A 15,862-nucleotide genomic window follows, 5' to 3' on the forward strand; every position below is an offset into this window, starting at 1 on the left:
GGGAGCGAGCCTGCTCGCGATAGCGGTTTTGGTTGCGACACAGAATGCGGATCATGCCAGGCTCTGCCCCTGATACGGCCCACCGCCAAGGACGCCCCATGCTCAAGACGCTAGCCCTGTTTGCCCTCCTGGCCTGCGGCACCGCCCAGGCCCAGACCACGCTGCAGACCGATCTGCCGCTCAATTACCTGGCCCAGGTCCACCCGGATGCCGAACCGCGTCCGCTGGTGGTTTTCCTGCACGGCTACGGCAGCAACGAGGCGGATCTGATCGGCATGAAGTTTCAGCTGCCGGCGCAGTACAACTACCTGTCGGTGCAGGCGCCGATGGCGCTGGGGGAAGGGCGTTTCCAGTGGTTTCGCAAGAAGGGCGAAGGGGCCTACAACGGCGAGCCCGATGACCTGAAGGCCAGCGGGCAGAAACTGCGGGCCTTCGTGACGGCTGCGGCGCAGAAATACCACGCCGAGCCGAACAAGGTGTACCTGGTCGGCTTTAGCCAGGGCGCGATGATGAGTTACGAAGTGGGCTTGCGCCAGCCCGCAGTGGTGGGCGGATTCGCCGCATTGAGCGGGCGCTTGTTGCCGGTGCTCAAGGCCGAACTCGAAGCCGCCGGGCCACCGGCTCCGGTGCAGGTCTTCATCGGCCACGGCACCGCCGACGACCGTGTGCCCTATCGCGACGGCACCCAGGCCGATGCATTGCTGAAGCGCTTGGGCTACGCGCCGCAGTTCCACGCCTACCCCGGTGTGGGCCACAGCATCGGCGCGGCGGAACTGCGGGATTTGAGCGCCTGGCTGCAGGGGCTCAATCCCTGACGGTCACTTCTCCTTGAGGATCGCGTTGACCAGTGTTTCGTGGCCGCTCTTGTCGCTGGCCCGGGAAATCACCTGAACCAGCGCCATCCGGGTGCCGGAGCCGGCCATCAGCGTGGTGTTGAGGGTCTGGCCGCCGCCCTGGGTGGCGGTGCTGTCCACCTGGCGCAGGCCCAGGCCGTTGCCCTTGCGGGTGATGCTTTTCTCACTGAGCTTGTTGAAGTCCGGCAACGCCTTGCGCTGGCCTTCGATGAAGTCCGTCACGGTGGCGTCGAGGAACGCGCTGTCGTTGTCCTTGACGTTGTTGCCTTCGGGAATCTGGTTCTCTGCGGCGATGACCACCGTGCGGGTAGCCTGGTTGGTGTACATCGTGCCCTTGGCGCCGGTCGGGCCCGGCGGCAGCGGGTCGGCGACGAACCCCTTGGGCAGCGTGAAGGTGAGCTTGCCGTCGAGCATCGAGACCTTTTCGCCGGCGGGCTTGTCCTTGGGTTTGGCGGCAGCCTGAGCGTTGAACGCTCCAAAGGCTGTGACGGCCGCCAGCAGTAAAACGGCGGCTTTCTTAAGAGGCAACGACATTCTGATCTCCAAGGATGGTCACGTGTGGCGCGGATCATCCCATGGCTGGCGCTTGATACTCCAGTGCGGGGCGGGCGAGTGCCCGTCCATCGGAACTGTAATTTCTGTCAGGTGCACGGAAGTCTGTCGGGCCTGAAGAATGGCGCGTAGCTGATCGAACGGCGATCGGCATTGGAGTCACGGACATGGCCAACGAAAAAATCATCATCAGCACCATCAAGCAGGAAGGGTTTTTCCAGACTGTCTACGGCACTACGCCCAAGACGGCCGCACAGGATCTGCAGGCCTCCTACAAAAACGCTTCGGGCCAATGGATCCCGATGGGGAGTGCACAGAAGTACGACACCCGGGATTTTCAGATCAATCTGACCAATCCTCCGGCCAAGGGGAAGTTCGATGTGAAGGTTTGCCCCAAGGATGCTCCTTCAAGCCCGGAGTGTTCAGATCCGTACCCTTATGATTTTGTCGACTTCGGCAACTGGTGAGGGTCAAGCCGAGTCCTGATAGGGATGTGTTTCAGGCTCCCATTCCAGCGATGGGCGCCTGGGCTTGAGTCAAGGCCGGTCGGCCAATCCGGCGTGCTTATGGTTCGCGCTTGTCACAAGTTGTCGAGTCACCAGCAGCATGGCCAGAGAGACGGCGACTCCCATCGCAAACCCCCACCAGCCCAACCTCGGCAGCGTCAATGCCAGCACCAGGCAAAACGCCGAGAACGAATACATCCCCGTCGCCGTCGCCCGCAGCAGCGCGGCGGTGAACGCCGGGCCGCGGGTCTGCTGGGAGAACACCGCCAGCAGGCCGCTCCAGCGTTCGCCCACGGTGCTGGCCAGCAGGGTCACCACCAGCGTCAGCGCCGCGCCGGCGACCATCCGCCAGATCAACCGATCCGATTTCGGCGCCGGGCCGCCCACCACCGGGTGCACGTCGGGGAACAGGCGTGGCGCCGCCAGCAACGCCGTCGCAGCGGCCGCCACCGAGAACGGCAGCGACGGCGGGATCAGCGACAGCGCCACCGCCAGCAGCGCCCAGACGCTGAGGGAAACCGCCAGCGCCCATGGCCAGTTCGCCCGTTGCGCGACCTGAGCGTAGGTGACGCAGAACGCAATCATCGCAAGCATGGCCGACAGCGCCGCCACCGCCGATTGCGCGGCGAACGCCAGGCCCTGCTCAAGGGCGAGGAACAGCAGGATCGGCCCGACCACCACCGGCAACCCCGACAGCCAACCGGCCACACTTGGCCCCCAGCGCTTGCCGGCCAGGGAAATCAGCAGCAGGAAACCGGGGATCAGCAACAGTTTGAGGATCAGCACGCGAAGGGCTCCGTCGGGTGAGAGGGGCCACGGTAGCATCGCGGCGAGGGGATTGCTTCAGGAAAATACAATTTTTGTATACAAAAATACGCCCCCCGAAAACTCGGCACATCGTCCCTTGGGCACGGCGGGCGAAACGTCTAAGCTGCGAGCCTTTCCCACTTGTTTCTGGATGTGTGCGTGAAATTCAGTCTGCCCAAGGTCGGCACCGCGCCGTTCTGCCCGCCGGAAGTGGCCGGCAGCGTCGCGGTCGATCCGAGTGCTTCATTCTTCAAGCGTGTGCTGCGCTTCGCCGGCCCCGGACTGCTGGTGTCCATCGGCTACATGGATCCGGGCAACTGGGCGACGGCCATCGAGGCGGGGTCGCGGTTCGGCTACAGCCTGCTGTTCGTGGTGCTGCTGACGAGCCTGGCGGGGATGGTCGTCCAGTGCCTGTGTTCGCGCCTGGGCATCGCCACCGGGCGGGATCTGGCGCAATTGTCCCGTGAGCGCTACAGCACCAGCACGGCACGGCTGCAATGGGGGCTGGCGGAGATTTCGATCATCGCCACCGACCTGGCCGAAGTGTTGGGCTGTGCGCTGGCATTTCATTTGCTGCTGGGGTGCTCGCTGAGCGTCGGCATCGCCCTCACGGCGTTCGACACGCTGCTGGTGCTGGCCTTGCAGAACCGGGGCTTCCGGCGGCTGGAGGCGATCATGCTGGTGCTGGTGGGCACCATCGGCGTGTGCTTTTTCGTGGAGTTGTTGCTGATCAAGCCGTATTGGCCGGACGTCGCCCAAGGCTTCAAGCCGTCGCTGTCGGCCATCGGCGAGGCGGCGCCGCTGTATCTGGCGATCGGCATCCTCGGCGCCACGGTGATGCCGCATAACCTGTACCTGCACACATCCATCGTGCAGACGCGGCTGATCGGCAAGGACCTGGCCAGCCAGCAGGACGCGGTGAAACTGGCGCGCATCGACACCATCGGCTCGTTGGCGCTGGCGCTGCTGGTCAACGCAGCGATCCTGATTCTCGCGGCGGCGGCGTTTCACCAGTCCGGGCACACCGACGTCACGGACATCCAGGACGCCTATCACCTGCTGGATCCGCTGGTGGGCGGGGCGCTGGCCAGCGTGCTGTTCGGTGTGGCGCTGCTGGCGTCCGGGCAGAGTTCGACGTTCACCGGCACCATCGCCGGCCAGGTGATCATGGAAGGGTTCCTGAACCTGCGGATCCCCTGCTGGCAGCGGCGCCTGATCACCCGGGGGCTGGCGCTGATCCCGGCGTTCATCGGCGTGTGGCTGATGGGCGACGGCGCGGTGGGCAAGCTCTTGGTGCTGAGCCAGGTGGTGCTGAGCCTGCAACTGCCGTTCGCCTTGTACCCGCTGATCCGCATGACCAACGACCGACAGCTGATGGGGCCGTTCGTGAACCGGTTGCCGACCCGGGTGTTGGCGTGGGGGTTGTTTGCGGTGATCAGCGGGGCCAACAGTTGGCTGATCCTGCAGCTGGTTGCTTGACCTTCACTGTTGCAGGGGCTGCACCATCCCCATCGCGGGCAAGCCAGCTCCCACAGGGGCCGGCGGCGTTCGCGGCATTGGCGGGCCACCGCAAGATTCTGTGGGAGCCAGCCTGCTGGTGATGAGGTCGGCACACCCGACATCCTCATTGCCTGACATGCCGCCATCGCTGGCAAGCCAGCTCCCACAAAGGTCAGCGGCGTTCACAGAAATGGCAGCCCAACGCAGAATCCTGTGGGAGGTAGCTTGCTAGCGATGAGGCCAGCACAGCCGACATCCTCGTTGCCTGACATGCCGCCATCGCTGGCAAGCCAGCTCCCACAAAGGTCGGCGGCGTTCGCAGAAATGGCAGCCCAACGCAGAATCCTGTGGGAGCCAGCCTGCTGGCGATGAGGTCGGCACACCCGACATCTTCATTGCCTGATATGCCGCCATCGCTTGCAGGCAAGCTCCTACAGGGGCCGGCGGTGTACGCAGAAATGGCAGATCATCGCAAAAACCTGTGGGAGCCAGCTTGCTGGCGATGGCGGTGGGTCAGTCACCGACGATGTTGAACGGTTTCCCCTGAGCCCAGGCAAAAAAGAACCCGGCACGACGCAAGCCGTGCCGGGTTTGTTGCCAGAGGGCGACGGATGTCGTGGATCCGCCGACCGCTGATGAACGCTTTTGGCTTACGCCCGTTCCAGCGCCAGCGCCACACCTTGGCCGCCGCCGATGCACAGGGTCGCCAGACCTTTCTTCGCATCGCGCTTGAGCATTTCGTGCAGCAGGGTCACCAGCACGCGGCAGCCCGATGCGCCGATCGGGTGGCCGAGGGCGATGGCGCCGCCGTTGACGTTGACCTTGGCCAGATCCCATTGCAGGTCCTTGGCCACCGCCAGCGATTGGGCCGCGAACGCTTCGTTGGCTTCGATCAGGTCCAACTGATCCAGCGACCAGCCGGCCTTGTCGAGGCAGCGGCGGGTGGCCGAGACCGGGCCGATGCCCATGATCGCCGGGTCGACGCCCGCGTTGGCGTAGGCCGCGATTTTCGCCAGCACCGGCAGGCCCAGGGCCTTGGCCTTTTCGGCGCTCATCAGGATCACGGCGGCGGCGCCGTCGTTGAGCGACGATGCGTTGCCGGCGGTGACGCTGCCGTCCTTCTTGAAGGCCGGGCGCAGTTTGGCCAGGGATTCGGCGGTGGTGTCGCCGCGCGGTTGCTCATCGGTCTTGAACGCCACCGGGTCGCCTTTGCGCTGGGGGATCAGGATCGGGGTGATCTCATCGACGAAGCGGCCGGCCTCGATGGCTGCAGCGGCTTTCTGCTGCGAAGCGGCGGCGAAGGCGTCCTGCTGCTCGCGGCTGATGCCGTACTTGTCCACCAGGTTTTCGGCGGTGATGCCCATATGGTAGTCGTTGAAGGCGTCCCACAGGCCATCGCTGATCATGGTGTCGACGATCTGGGCATGGCCCATGCGCAGGCCGGTGCGGGCGCCGGGCATTACGTAGTTGGCCAGGCTCATGTTCTCCTGGCCGCCGGCGATGATCACGTCGGCGTCGCCGCAGCGGATCGCCTGGGCGCCCAGGTGCAGGGCCTTGAGGCCCGAGCCGCAGACCTTGTTCAGGGTCATGGCCGGCACGGCGTGGGGCAGGCCGGCCTTGATCGCGGCCTGGCGCGCCGGGTTCTGGCCGGCGCCGGCGGTCAGCACCTGGCCCATGATCACTTCATCGACCTGGGCACCGTCCAGACCGGTCTGCTCAAGCAGCTGGCGGATGACCGCCGCGCCCAGATCCACGGCGGGGACGGTGGCCAGCGCCCCCTGGAAACTGCCGATCGCGGTGCGCGTGGCGGCAACAATGACGACGTCTTGCATTTTCGAATTCCTCACTCGGCAGCGAACTGCATTTCCGGTACGTGATCCGGGACGATCAGTTTACCAGCGGTTTTGGCGACGATTTCCTCGACGCTGACGCCAGGTGCGCGTTCCTTGAGGACAAAAGCGCCATTTTCGATTTCAAGGTAGGCGAGGTCGGTCAGGACGCGCTTGATGCACCCGGCGCCGGTCAGCGGCAGGCTGCACTGGCTCAGCAACTTGGACTCACCGTCCTTGGAGGCGTGGGTCATGATGACGATGATGTTGTCGGCGCCGGCCACCAGATCCATCGCGCCGCCCATGCCCTTGACCAGTTTGCCGGGGATCATCCACGAGGCGATGTTGCCTTGCACGTCCACTTCGAACGCGCCGAGCACGGTCAGGTCGACGTGACCGCCGCGAATCATCGCGAAGGACTCGGCCGAGGAAAAGATCGACGCGCCGATCCGCGCGGTCACGGTCTGTTTGCCGGCGTTGATCATGTCGGCATCGATGGTGTCTTCAGTCGGGAAAGGGCCCATCCCGAGCAGGCCGTTTTCCGATTGCAGCATGACTTCCATGCCTTCGGGGATGTAGTTGGCGACCAGGGTCGGGATGCCGATGCCGAGGTTCACGTAGAAGCCGTCCTGCATTTCGCGGGCGACGCGTTGAGCCATTTGTTCGCGGGTAAGTGCCATGTTCTTGTTCTCCGTCAGCCTGAGTTATTTGCGGATGGTGCGCTGTTCGATGCGTTTTTCGAACGTGCCGCAAATGACCCGGTCGACGTAGATGCCGGGGGTGTGGATCTGCGACGGATCCAGCTCGCCGGGTTCGACGATCTCTTCGACCTCGACCACGGTGATCTTGCCGGCGGTGGCGGCCAGCGGGTTGAAGTTCTGGGCGGTGTGGCGGTAGATGACGTTGCCGAAGTGGTCGGCCTTCCAGCCTTTGACGATGGCGAAGTCGCCGGTGATGGACTCTTCCATCAGGTATTTGCGGCCGTGGAACTCACGCACTTCCTTGCCTTCGGCCACTGGGGTGCCGACGCCGGTGGCGGTGAAGAAGGCCGGGATGCCCGCGCCGCCGGCGCGCATTTTCTCGGCCAGGGTGCCTTGCGGAGTGAGGACGACTTCGATGTCGCCGTTGAGCAGCTGTTCCTCGAACAGTTTGTTCTCGCCGACGTAGGAGGCCACCACCTTGCGGATCTGCCGGTCCACCAGCAGCACACCGAGGCCGAAGCCGTCGACGCCGCAGTTGTTGGAGACGACGGTGAGGTCGCGGGTGCCCTTGCGCTTGATCTCGGCGATCAGGTTTTCGGGGATGCCGCAGAGGCCGAAGCCGCCGGAAATCACGGTCATGCCGTCCTTGAGGCCGGCCAGAGCCTCCTCGTAGGAGTACACGCGCTTGTCGAAACCTGCCATAGGCACCTCTTTTATTGTTGGTAGGCGGCTGGCTAGCCGAATGGTTGGAGTGTCTCGCCGGACGATATATTTGTTAAGTTGATTTTTAGGGTGGATTGATTGATAAAACTCAATTAATCACCGTCCCCGTCTTGCAGCTTAACGCTTGCGGCTTACAACTGGAGCAACGCGACCATGACCGTCAAACAGATCCGCGCCTTCCTCGCCGTGGCCCAGAGCCTGAGTTTCGCCGTGGCCTGCGAGCGCCTGCACCTGTCGCAGTCGGCGCTGAGCCTGACCATCAAAGCGCTGGAAGAGGGGCTGGGCGGACGCCTGTTCAGCCGCAACACCCGCAACGTGGCGTTGACTCCGGAGGGCGAATCCCTGCTGCCGCTGGCCCGGCGCCTGATCGCCGACTGGGACAACGCCGAAGACGAAATGCGCCAACGCTTCAGCCTGCAACGGGGGCGGGTGACGCTGGCGGCGATGCCGTCGTTCGCCGGCAACCTGCTGCCGCCGATCCTGAAGAATTTTCGCGCGCGTTACCCGAACGTCAATGTCACGGTCAACGACGTGGTCAACGAACAGGTGCTGGAGATGGTGCGCGACCGTCAGGTGGAACTCGGGGTGGCGTTCGAGCCGATGCAGAGCACGTCGTTGAGCTTCACGCCGCTGTACACCGACCGCTTCGTGGCGGTGGTGCCCCAGGATTCGCCGTGGGCCGGGCGCCAGGAAATCGACTGGCTGACCTTGCTTGAGCAACCGTTCATCACGTTGCAGCGACCGTCCACGGTGCGGGTGATGCTTGAGGAGCACTTGCAGGCCCGGGGCATGAAACTCCCGGTGGAGTTCGAAAGCCATCAACTGGCGACGGTCGGAAGGATGGTCGCCAGCGGCCTGGGCGTCAGCGCCGTGCCGGCCCTGTGCGCGGTGCAGATGCAGGAACTGGGCGCGTGCTGCCTGACCTTGCGCGAACCGGTGGTGGAGCGGGCCATCGGTGTGCTGACCGAGCCGGGCAACGAACTGTCGGCGGCGGCGCAGGCACTGTTCGATATCCTGCGCCAGGAAAACCTCGGCCAGCGCCTGGGCCCTGCGGAGCCTTGAAGGACGCCATCGCCAGCAGGCTGGCTCCCACAAAAGCCGTCATGGGGCCAGGCATTTCGCCAAGCGGGGCAACAACACTTCGCACGAACCTTCGATCTTCAGGTCCAGCCATTCATCCGCCCGGGTCTTGCCCAGGTTGATCGCGATCAGCGGCTTGCCCCGGTCGGCGATCGCCCGGCACAGGCGAAAGGCCGAAAACGCCATCAGGGACGATCCGATCACCAGCATCCCGGCCGCCCGTTCCACCGCCGCCATGGCTTGCGCCGCCGTGGGCTGGGCGACGTTCTCGCCGAAGAACACCACGTCCGGCTTCATCCGTTCGCCGTCGCAATGGGGGCAGCGGGGCATCTGGAACCGTGCCTCGAAGGCCGGGTCGAGCAGGGTGTCGCCATCCGGCGCCTGCACCGCATCGACGCCGGCAAGGTAAGGGTTCTGCGTTTCCATCCACTGCTGGACCGAGTCCCGTTCGCTGCGCCGGCCGCAGTCCAGACAGAGCACCCGGTGCAGGCTGCCGTGCAGTTCGATCACGTCGCGGCTGCCGGCGCGGTCGTGCAGGGTGTCGACGTTCTGGGTGATGACCCCGTTGATGAGGCCGCGCTCCTGCAGGTCGGCCAACGCCTCGTGGGCCACGTTCGGCCGGGCCTGGCGCACCCGGGGCCAGCCGAGCATGGCCCGGGCCCAGTAGCGGCGGCGGGATTCGGGGGCGGCGAGAAACTCCTGATACATCATCGGCTGGCGGCCACGGCGCACGCCGTCGCTGTCGCGGTAGTCGGGGATGCCGGACGGGGTGCTGATGCCGGCGCCGGTGAGCACCACGAAGTCGCCGCCGGCCATGGCTTCCAGCAAATGGGTGAAGGCGTCGGGGTTGGAACGGTCGGGACAGGAACGGTCGGTCATGACCGAAGCTCCGCAGGCAGAAGGTGCATGCAGATTAGCACCTGCCATGGCCAGGGGGCTTGCTCCCGCCGGATTGCGCAGCAGGCCTCTGTGTTTTGGGGCCTGCGCACCGTCGGGAGCACGCTCCCTTACCCCGCCGCGTTACTTGCGTGCCTCCAGAATCAGGTTGAACGGCGTCTGCGTGGCCCGCCGAAACTGCTTGAAGCCCGCCTCGCTGAACACCTTGCGCAAACGCAGCTCGCCGGCCTGCGCGCCGAGCCCGAGGCCGACTTCCTGGGACAACGAGTTCGGGGTGCAGATGAACGTCGAGGCGGCGTAGAACAACCGGCCGACCGGGTTGATGTTGTCGTCCAGCGTATCGTTGGCGAACGGCTCGACCAGCAGGACCGTGCCGTCGTCCTTCAACGAGTCATACGCGTGACGCGCCGCGCCGACCGGGTCGCCCATGTCATGCAGGCAGTCGAAGTAGCAGATCAGGTCGTAGTCGTCGCCGGGAAAACTTTTCGCCGTGCCCTGGAAGAACCGTGCCCGGCTGCTGACCCCGCCTTCTTCGGCGCGTTGGGTGGCGACGGTCACCGAGGGCGCGTGGTAGTCGAAACCGACGAAGCGCGAATTGGGGTAGGCCTGGGCCATGATCACCGTGGAGGCGCCATGGCCGCAGCCGACGTCGGCGACTTTGGCGCCTTCCTCAAGCTTGGCCACCACGCCGTCCAGCGCCGGCAGCCACTCGGCGATCAGGTGCCCCTTGTAGCCTGGGCGGAAGAACCGCTCGGTGCCGGTGAACATGCACGGGTGGTGGTCGCCCCAGGGCAGGGCGCCGTTGCCGCGCATGGCTTTGACCAGTTTGTCCTTGTCGTGGAAAAACGACGCGACCACCCCGAGGCCGCCGGCGACATACACCGGCGAATCTTCGATGGCCAAGGCCAGGGCCTGTTCTTCGGGAAGTCGGAATTTTCCGTCCAGGTGTTCCATGTAGCCGGAGGCGGCGTGGGCGCTGAGCCATTCGCGCACCAGGCGGGTGTTGCAGGCGGTCTTTTCGGCGAGGGTTTCCGGGCTGATCGGCTGGCTGTCGGCCATCGCCCGGTACAGGCCGAGCTCTTCGCCGACGATGACATTGGCCAGCATCGCCGCGCCGCCCATGTCGTTGACCAGTTTGCCCATGAACTCGTTGAGTCTGGCCTCGTCCATCACAGGTGCTCCTGTTGCAGGATCACGCTCCGGCGGCTGTGCGGGCGTCGAGGCGATCGCCACCGGGCGGTGGTCATGGAATCGGGCGCAAGCGGCGCCCTGCGGCCCCCTCGACTGGGTAATGTTTGAGTCTAGTCCCGTGATGGCAAAACACTCACCCCGAACCGATGGCGGACATCGGATTTCTGCCCCGGGACCCACCGCCGGCGTGTATCCCAGTGTGTATGGCCCCGTTCGCGATACAAAACCGTCGACCTTCACCCGGCCGGCCACACAGCCGCGATACAGCCAGGGCGCCTACTGGACAGGTCAGCCGCCATCTCCGGCGGCGCCTCAACCGAGACCTTGCCCATGCAGACTCAACATCCCACCGTACCGCCCCGTGTCGGGCTCGGCCTGCGCCGTGGCCTGATCAAAGACCTGCGATCCGCCCGCACCGGCGATTTCGACTTCCTTGAGGTCGCGCCGGAAAACTGGATCGGCGTCGGCGGCGCCCATGGCGCGGCGTTGCGCGAACTGGCTGAGCGCTATCCGCTGTCGTGTCACGGCCTGTCGCTGTCCCTGGGCGGCCCGGCGCCCCTGGACACCGGTTTCCTGCACGAGGTGCGCGCGTTCCTCGACCGCTACGACGTGCCGCTGTACAGCGAACACCTGAGCTACTGCAGCGACGACGGCCACCTCTACGACCTGCTGCCGCTGCCGTTCACCGAAGAGGCGGTGCACCACGTCGCCGCACGGATCCGCCAGGCCCAGGACATCCTCGGCCGGCGGCTGGCGGTGGAAAACGTTTCCTATTACGCCGCCCCCCGGCAGGACATGGACGAAGCGACCTTCACCAACGCCGTGCTGCGCGAGGCCGACTGCGACCTGCTGCTGGACGTCAACAACGTTTACGTGAACTCGGTCAACCACGGGTTCGACCCGCTGACCCTGCTGAATGCCATCGAGCCGGGCAGGGTGGTCGGCATGCACGTGGCCGGGCATTTCGATGAGTCCGACACGCTGAAGATCGACACCCACGGCGCCCCGGTGAAACCGGTGGTGTGGGCGCTGCTGGCCAAAGCCTATGCCCGTTTCGGTGCGCGGCCGACCTTGCTTGAACGGGACTTCAACTTCCCGGCGTTCTCCGACCTGGTGGCTGAGTTGCGGACCATCCGCCGCCTGCAAGCCGAAGGAGGTCAGCATGGACAGCCTTGAGCGGCAACAACTGGCCTTGACCCGCTACCTGCGGGATCCGGACAACCAGTCGCCTCCGCCCGGCATGAAGGCGGCGCGGGTCGAGGTGTACCGCGACCTGGTGTTCAACAATGTTTCGCAGTTGCTGGGCGGCACCTTTCCGGTGCTGATCCGGATCATCGGCCAGGACGCCTGGCGCACATTGGTCCGCGGCTTTCTGCGGGATCACCGCGCGCAGACGCCGAAGTTCGGTGAAATCGCCGAAGCGTTCGTCGGCTACCTCGCCGATCGCGCGGACGAGCCGGGCGAAGGCCAGTGGCCGGGGTTCCTGGTGGAACTGGCCCATTACGAATGGGTGGAGATGGTGTTGCAGCAGTCCGATGCGCAGCCCTTGCCGCCGAGCGACGGCGCCTCGTTGCTGACCCGGCCGTTGCAGGTGTCGCCACTTGCCTGGCCGCTGGCCTACGCTTGGCCGGTGCAGAAGCTGGGGCCGGATCATCGACCGGCCACGCCGCCCGCCGAGCCGACCCTGTTGCTGGTCAGGCGCACGGCAGACTTCAGCGTGAGGTTTTCCGAGCTGAGCCCGTTGGCCTGGCGTCTGCTGCAACGGATCGGCGAATGGCCGCAGATGATCGGGGCCGAACACCTCGGGGCGCTGGCGGCCGAAGCCGGGTTGCCTGTGACTACGGCGTTTCTGGACAGCGGACAGGCGCTGCTGCGCCAGTTGCATGACGACGGTGTGGTGGGGAACTGATTCATTCCTCGGTCGGCAGCCACCGGGGCGGACACGGGTGCAGGCGATAGAAACGCTGCAACTGGGCCTTGTCCCGTTCGAACCAGTCGCTCAACCATTGGCTGTATTGCGACTGCGCCGCCGTCTGCAAAGCCGGATGCCGGAGACAGTCGGATATTGCTTGCGCAGCCTGCATGCCTGTCATCAGGGCCTTGAGCACGCCGTGGGAGGAGGCCGGGTCGAGCTGGCTGGCCGCGTCGCCGGCAATGAAGTAGCCGCTGCCGGCGGGGGCGGCGCTGATGCGCCACGTCACGTCGGCGCTGCGGGGGCGCCCCCGGGGCGGCAGGTTCCGCAGCGGTTCGGGCAATGCGCAAGGCGGGTGATCCCCCCTCGTCAGGCGTTGCGCTTCGAATGTCTGCCGTGCCCAGTGCAGCGTTTGTTCCTCCACCTGCGCCAGCCATGTCCAGCCGTCGGTGTCGGCCAGCAGGTGCGGTGTCTGCGAATAGGGTGCAATGTGCCCGTCGAGGTAGCCGAAGCGGACCTGCAACGGTGGTGAGCAACGGCGCAGCGGTAGCTGCAGTCGACGGCCGAGCCAGCCCGACGCTCCGCTGGCGTCGAGCACGTACGAGGCAAACAGGGGGCCGGTGTCGGTGTCCACGCCGATCACGCGGTGTTGGTGGATGAGCACCCGTCGCGCCCGACAAGGCTGACGAACCGTCACTCCCAGCGCCGCAGCCCTTTGCAGCAGCGCCATGTCCAGCCGGGCTCGGGCGATCTGGAAGCCGCGCCACGGGCCGTTGTCGTCGCCGCCGAAGCCGATGTATTGCGGCGGTGCGTTCCACTGCACCCAATGCCCGTGGAAGCGCATGGCATCCATGCCGCACAACCGTTCAGCCACACCCAGTTGTTGCAGCAACGGCTCGATGCCCGGATGCAGACTTTCGCCGGGGCGGAAGCGGGGAAAGGCGTGTCGCTCGATCAGGGCGACCTGCCATCCGCGCTGCGCACAGCCGATGGCCGCCGCGGATCCTGCGGGGCCACCGCCGACCACCACCACATCAAAGCGGTTCAAGCACAAGTCGCCAGGGGGCGCCGTCGGTCTTCAGCAGCATCGCTGCGACGCTGACGAAGAGGCTCACCTGCTCCTGCACCTCGACGTCCCGCCGCTTGAAGTCGCCAGCCGGGGTGGAGACGTCGCCGCGTCGGTACATCCGGTAGCGATGCACCCAGCCGTCCAGTGCGGTGCCGGCCTGTCGCTCCGCCAGGTCCAGCTCCGGATCGGGCCGCAGCACGCTCTGGAACGAAAGCACCGGCCAACGGTTGCGCTCGGCGTCGTTCTGGCCTGCACCGAGTGCGTTGTAGACGCGGTACATCGACAGCACCCGGTTCTGGTAGGCCTGCTGATCCACGGCGCCGGTCTGCTGCAGGGAAAACCGGTTGTCGAGGGCGACCTGCGTGTAGTCGCTGTATTCGTAGGCGCGGTAGCGGGCCAATGTCCGCCCCTGATCCTGTATCAGTTGCGGCCGTTGCTGGTGATCCCAGGCGACGGCCCCCTGACCGGTTTCCCCGTCGGTCAGCGGAATGATGCTGTGCAAGGTTCTGCGGGGTTCAAAGGTCTGTGCCGAATCCGGTGCGGTGCCTGGCCAGAACGAGCCCAGCGCCGCGCAGATGCGTATGTCTTCCGTGAACGGGCTGGCCATCTGGTAACCGGCCAGCACATTGATCCAGCTGTCGTCTGGCATCCGCTGACGGATCCAGCCGGTCTCCCAACCCGGGCCGAACACACCGGCTGCGCCGTCGGGCAATGAGGTCGGTCGGGCGATGGCCGGTTGCAGGTCGCCGGAGGGGGGAACGCCGGCGTTGCGCAGTTGTGCCACGATTGCCGTCACGCTGCGGTCGTCTGGCGAAAACGGTTGGTCCTTGAGCGCCAGGTTGGCGCAATAGCGGACGTTCGACAGGGCTTGCAACCGGGCGTGCCAGATGTCGGGGTCGGGTATTACAGGTTCGTGGTTCACCCACGTCAGCAACCGTCGCTGGGTGCACAAAGGGAAGAAATCCGGTGGGCCGATCACGGAGTAGGCCGCCACCGACGGCATCTGGGTGTTCAACGGCAAGCAATGCGCACGCACCCAACCGTCAGCCGTACCGTCGTGATAGTGCAGGGTCCGGTAACCGCCGCGGTCGACCAGCTCGCCCACGCCTTCCCGGTCGTTCAGATCCTCGATGCTGCCGTCCTCATTGAGCTTGTGGCGGCCATGCACCATGCCGGCGGTTCCGGCCGGCATCTGAAAGGCAAGGGGCTGGCCGTCGAGGCAGGCCGGCTCGACCAGGCGTGGCCTGACCTGCGGCAGCAAGAGCCCTGGCCCCCGATCCGCCGGGTCTGCCCAATACGCCAGGCCCTCGCTGATGACGAACGGCGGTTGGCTGATTTCCGGCTCCTGCCAACCGGTGCCGGCATGACGCAGGTGTATGTGCCGCAGCTTTTCGTTGATCTGGTGGTTGTCCAGCCGCAGCGTCAGCTCCATGCCGGCGATGCATTCGGGGCCCTCGAACAGTTTGTGCAGCGGCACCCAGAAATCCAGGCCGTCGTCGATGTCCTCCTGCAAGTCCAACGGACCGAACCGTTCGGCGTCGCCTTTGAGCTGCACGGCGACATAGGCGCTGTAGCGCACGGGCATGACCCGGATGCCGTAGGCGTCATCGTCCACCCAAGGCAAATGGCTCCGCAGGCGGGTGTCGTACCGGGCGGCGGCGGTGCCGACACGGGCGATGCCGGTGCGGGAAAAGCACAGGTCGGCGTGTACGCCGTGCACCGTATCGACGGCGCAACGGTATTCGCAGGCAAACACGGCTACGGCGAGAGGCGCTCCCCGGGCCCTTTGCCGGAGCTCGTCGAGTGTGGGAGGGCGGATGCCGAAGACCAGGTCGAGCAGCGTTTCGATCTCAGCCGGGGAGGGAAACAGTTGCAACGGCTGGCCGGTTGCATCGAGCGTGACCCGCGCTGAGGCCAAGGCATGGAAGAGCAGGCTGCGCGAGGGTTCTCCTGGCTCGATGGCCCGGAAGCCTGCCATTGAAAAATCCTCGAAGCCCGGCAGGGTCCTATCGATGGTCAGCGGTTTGAGCAGCTCGACGTCAAGCGGCACCGCCGACAGGTCCAGCCCGTGTGCCCGCATCAGTGACTGCCACCCGCCGGGCGCCAGGCGTTTGCAGGTCTGTTCTACGTTTTCCAGCAGTGTCATGGCGGTCGGTCTCGGTCGGAGCGCATGTGATGCCACCACACAGTAAATGTCGGCGTCCGGCGACTGTCAGACCTGACAGTCACGACCGACGGTCG

At 65.5% G+C, this 15,862-nt stretch carries 15 protein-coding genes; 6 read left to right on the forward strand and 9 right to left on the reverse strand.

The genetic code is table 11. From position 1 onward, the window contains the following. The first annotated feature begins 98 nt into the window (after window positions 1–98). Window positions 99–815 carry an alpha/beta hydrolase gene (locus CAG33_RS26285; protein WP_085586694.1) on the forward strand — a complete coding sequence of 239 codons (717 nt, stop codon included), beginning with the start codon at window positions 99–101 and terminating at the stop codon, window positions 813–815. Window positions 816–818: 3 nt separating this feature from the next. On the opposite strand, the gene CAG33_RS26290 is transcribed toward CAG33_RS26285, so the two are convergent. After that, window positions 819–1,388 carry a hypothetical protein gene (locus CAG33_RS26290; protein WP_085586695.1) on the reverse strand — a complete coding sequence of 190 codons (570 nt, stop codon included), beginning with the start codon at window positions 1,386–1,388 and terminating at the stop codon, window positions 819–821. 185 nt (window positions 1,389–1,573) lie between these two features. Between CAG33_RS26290 and CAG33_RS26295 the strand changes: the two genes are divergently transcribed. Further along, window positions 1,574–1,873: a hypothetical protein gene (locus tag CAG33_RS26295; protein ID WP_085586696.1), complete on the forward strand. Its 300-nt coding sequence runs from the start codon at window positions 1,574–1,576 to the stop codon at window positions 1,871–1,873. A gap of 69 nt (window positions 1,874–1,942) precedes the next feature. Here the strand turns inward: CAG33_RS26295 and CAG33_RS26300 are convergent, their stop codons facing one another. Continuing rightward, window positions 1,943–2,698: a hypothetical protein gene (locus CAG33_RS26300; RefSeq protein ID WP_085641100.1), complete on the reverse strand. Its 756-nt coding sequence runs from the start codon at window positions 2,696–2,698 to the stop codon at window positions 1,943–1,945. Window positions 2,699–2,878: 180 nt separating this feature from the next. On the opposite strand from CAG33_RS26300, the gene CAG33_RS26305 reads away from it, so the two are divergent. Next, on the forward strand, window positions 2,879–4,198 hold the full coding sequence (locus CAG33_RS26305; RefSeq protein ID WP_085641102.1) for an Nramp family divalent metal transporter: 1,320 nt from the start codon (window positions 2,879–2,881) through the stop codon (window positions 4,196–4,198). Window positions 4,199–4,869: 671 nt separating this feature from the next. Here the strand turns inward: CAG33_RS26305 and CAG33_RS26310 are convergent. From CAG33_RS26310 to CAG33_RS26320, 3 genes are read right to left on the reverse strand one after another with little or no spacing between them, the layout of a single operon-like run. Next, window positions 4,870–6,051, reverse strand: coding sequence for an acetyl-CoA C-acetyltransferase (locus CAG33_RS26310; protein ID WP_085641104.1), 1,182 nt, complete (start codon window positions 6,049–6,051; stop codon window positions 4,870–4,872). A gap of 11 nt (window positions 6,052–6,062) precedes the next feature. Then, the gene (locus CAG33_RS26315) at window positions 6,063–6,728 is read right to left on the reverse strand and encodes a CoA transferase subunit B (RefSeq protein ID WP_085586700.1); all 666 of its coding nucleotides are present in this window, start codon (window positions 6,726–6,728) and stop codon (window positions 6,063–6,065) included. A gap of 24 nt (window positions 6,729–6,752) precedes the next feature. Further along, window positions 6,753–7,451 (reverse strand): CoA transferase subunit A, encoded by a 699-nt coding sequence (locus CAG33_RS26320; protein ID WP_085641106.1) that lies wholly within the window; start codon window positions 7,449–7,451, stop codon window positions 6,753–6,755. Between the two features lie 174 nt (window positions 7,452–7,625). On the opposite strand from CAG33_RS26320, the gene CAG33_RS26325 reads away from it, so the two are divergent. Beyond that, window positions 7,626–8,534 carry a LysR family transcriptional regulator gene (locus CAG33_RS26325; RefSeq protein ID WP_085641108.1) on the forward strand — a complete coding sequence of 303 codons (909 nt, stop codon included), beginning with the start codon at window positions 7,626–7,628 and terminating at the stop codon, window positions 8,532–8,534. A 39-nt stretch (window positions 8,535–8,573) separates the two neighbouring features. Here the strand turns inward: CAG33_RS26325 and CAG33_RS26330 are convergent, their stop codons facing one another. Together CAG33_RS26330 and CAG33_RS26335 are read right to left on the reverse strand one after the other, a co-directional pair. Further along, a complete protein-coding gene (locus CAG33_RS26330) occupies window positions 8,574–9,368 on the reverse strand; it encodes an NAD-dependent protein deacetylase (RefSeq protein WP_139831409.1) in 795 nt (264 codons plus the stop codon). A gap of 204 nt (window positions 9,369–9,572) precedes the next feature. Further along, complete coding sequence (locus CAG33_RS26335; protein ID WP_085633885.1) at window positions 9,573–10,619, reverse strand: class I SAM-dependent methyltransferase; 1,047 nt, start codon at window positions 10,617–10,619, stop codon at window positions 9,573–9,575. Window positions 10,620–10,970: 351 nt separating this feature from the next. Between CAG33_RS26335 and CAG33_RS26340 the strand changes: the two genes are divergently transcribed. Together CAG33_RS26340 and CAG33_RS26345 are read left to right on the forward strand one after the other, a co-directional pair. Further along, window positions 10,971–11,816, forward strand: a complete 846-nt coding sequence (locus tag CAG33_RS26340) for a DUF692 domain-containing protein (protein ID WP_085586705.1) — start codon at window positions 10,971–10,973, stop codon at window positions 11,814–11,816. Further along, the gene (locus CAG33_RS26345; RefSeq protein ID WP_085586706.1) at window positions 11,803–12,549 is read left to right on the forward strand and encodes a DUF2063 domain-containing protein; all 747 of its coding nucleotides are present in this window, start codon (window positions 11,803–11,805) and stop codon (window positions 12,547–12,549) included. Before CAG33_RS26340 ends, CAG33_RS26345 begins: the two co-directional genes overlap by 14 nt. Window position 12,550: 1 nt before the next feature. On the opposite strand, the gene CAG33_RS26350 is transcribed toward CAG33_RS26345, so the two are convergent. Together CAG33_RS26350 and CAG33_RS26355 are read right to left on the reverse strand one after the other, a co-directional pair. Continuing rightward, entirely contained in the window at window positions 12,551–13,600 is a 1,050-nt protein-coding gene (locus CAG33_RS26350) for an NAD(P)/FAD-dependent oxidoreductase (protein WP_085641110.1), read from the reverse strand. After that, a complete protein-coding gene (locus CAG33_RS26355; protein ID WP_085641112.1) occupies window positions 13,587–15,767 on the reverse strand; it encodes a hypothetical protein in 2,181 nt (726 codons plus the stop codon). Before CAG33_RS26355 ends, CAG33_RS26350 begins: the two co-directional genes overlap by 14 nt. Window positions 15,768–15,862 lie beyond the last annotated feature (95 nt).

Source organism: Pseudomonas sp. B3(2017) (assembly GCF_002113595.1).
GTDB classification, from domain to species: Bacteria; Pseudomonadota; Gammaproteobacteria; order Pseudomonadales; family Pseudomonadaceae; genus Aquipseudomonas; species Aquipseudomonas ekonensis.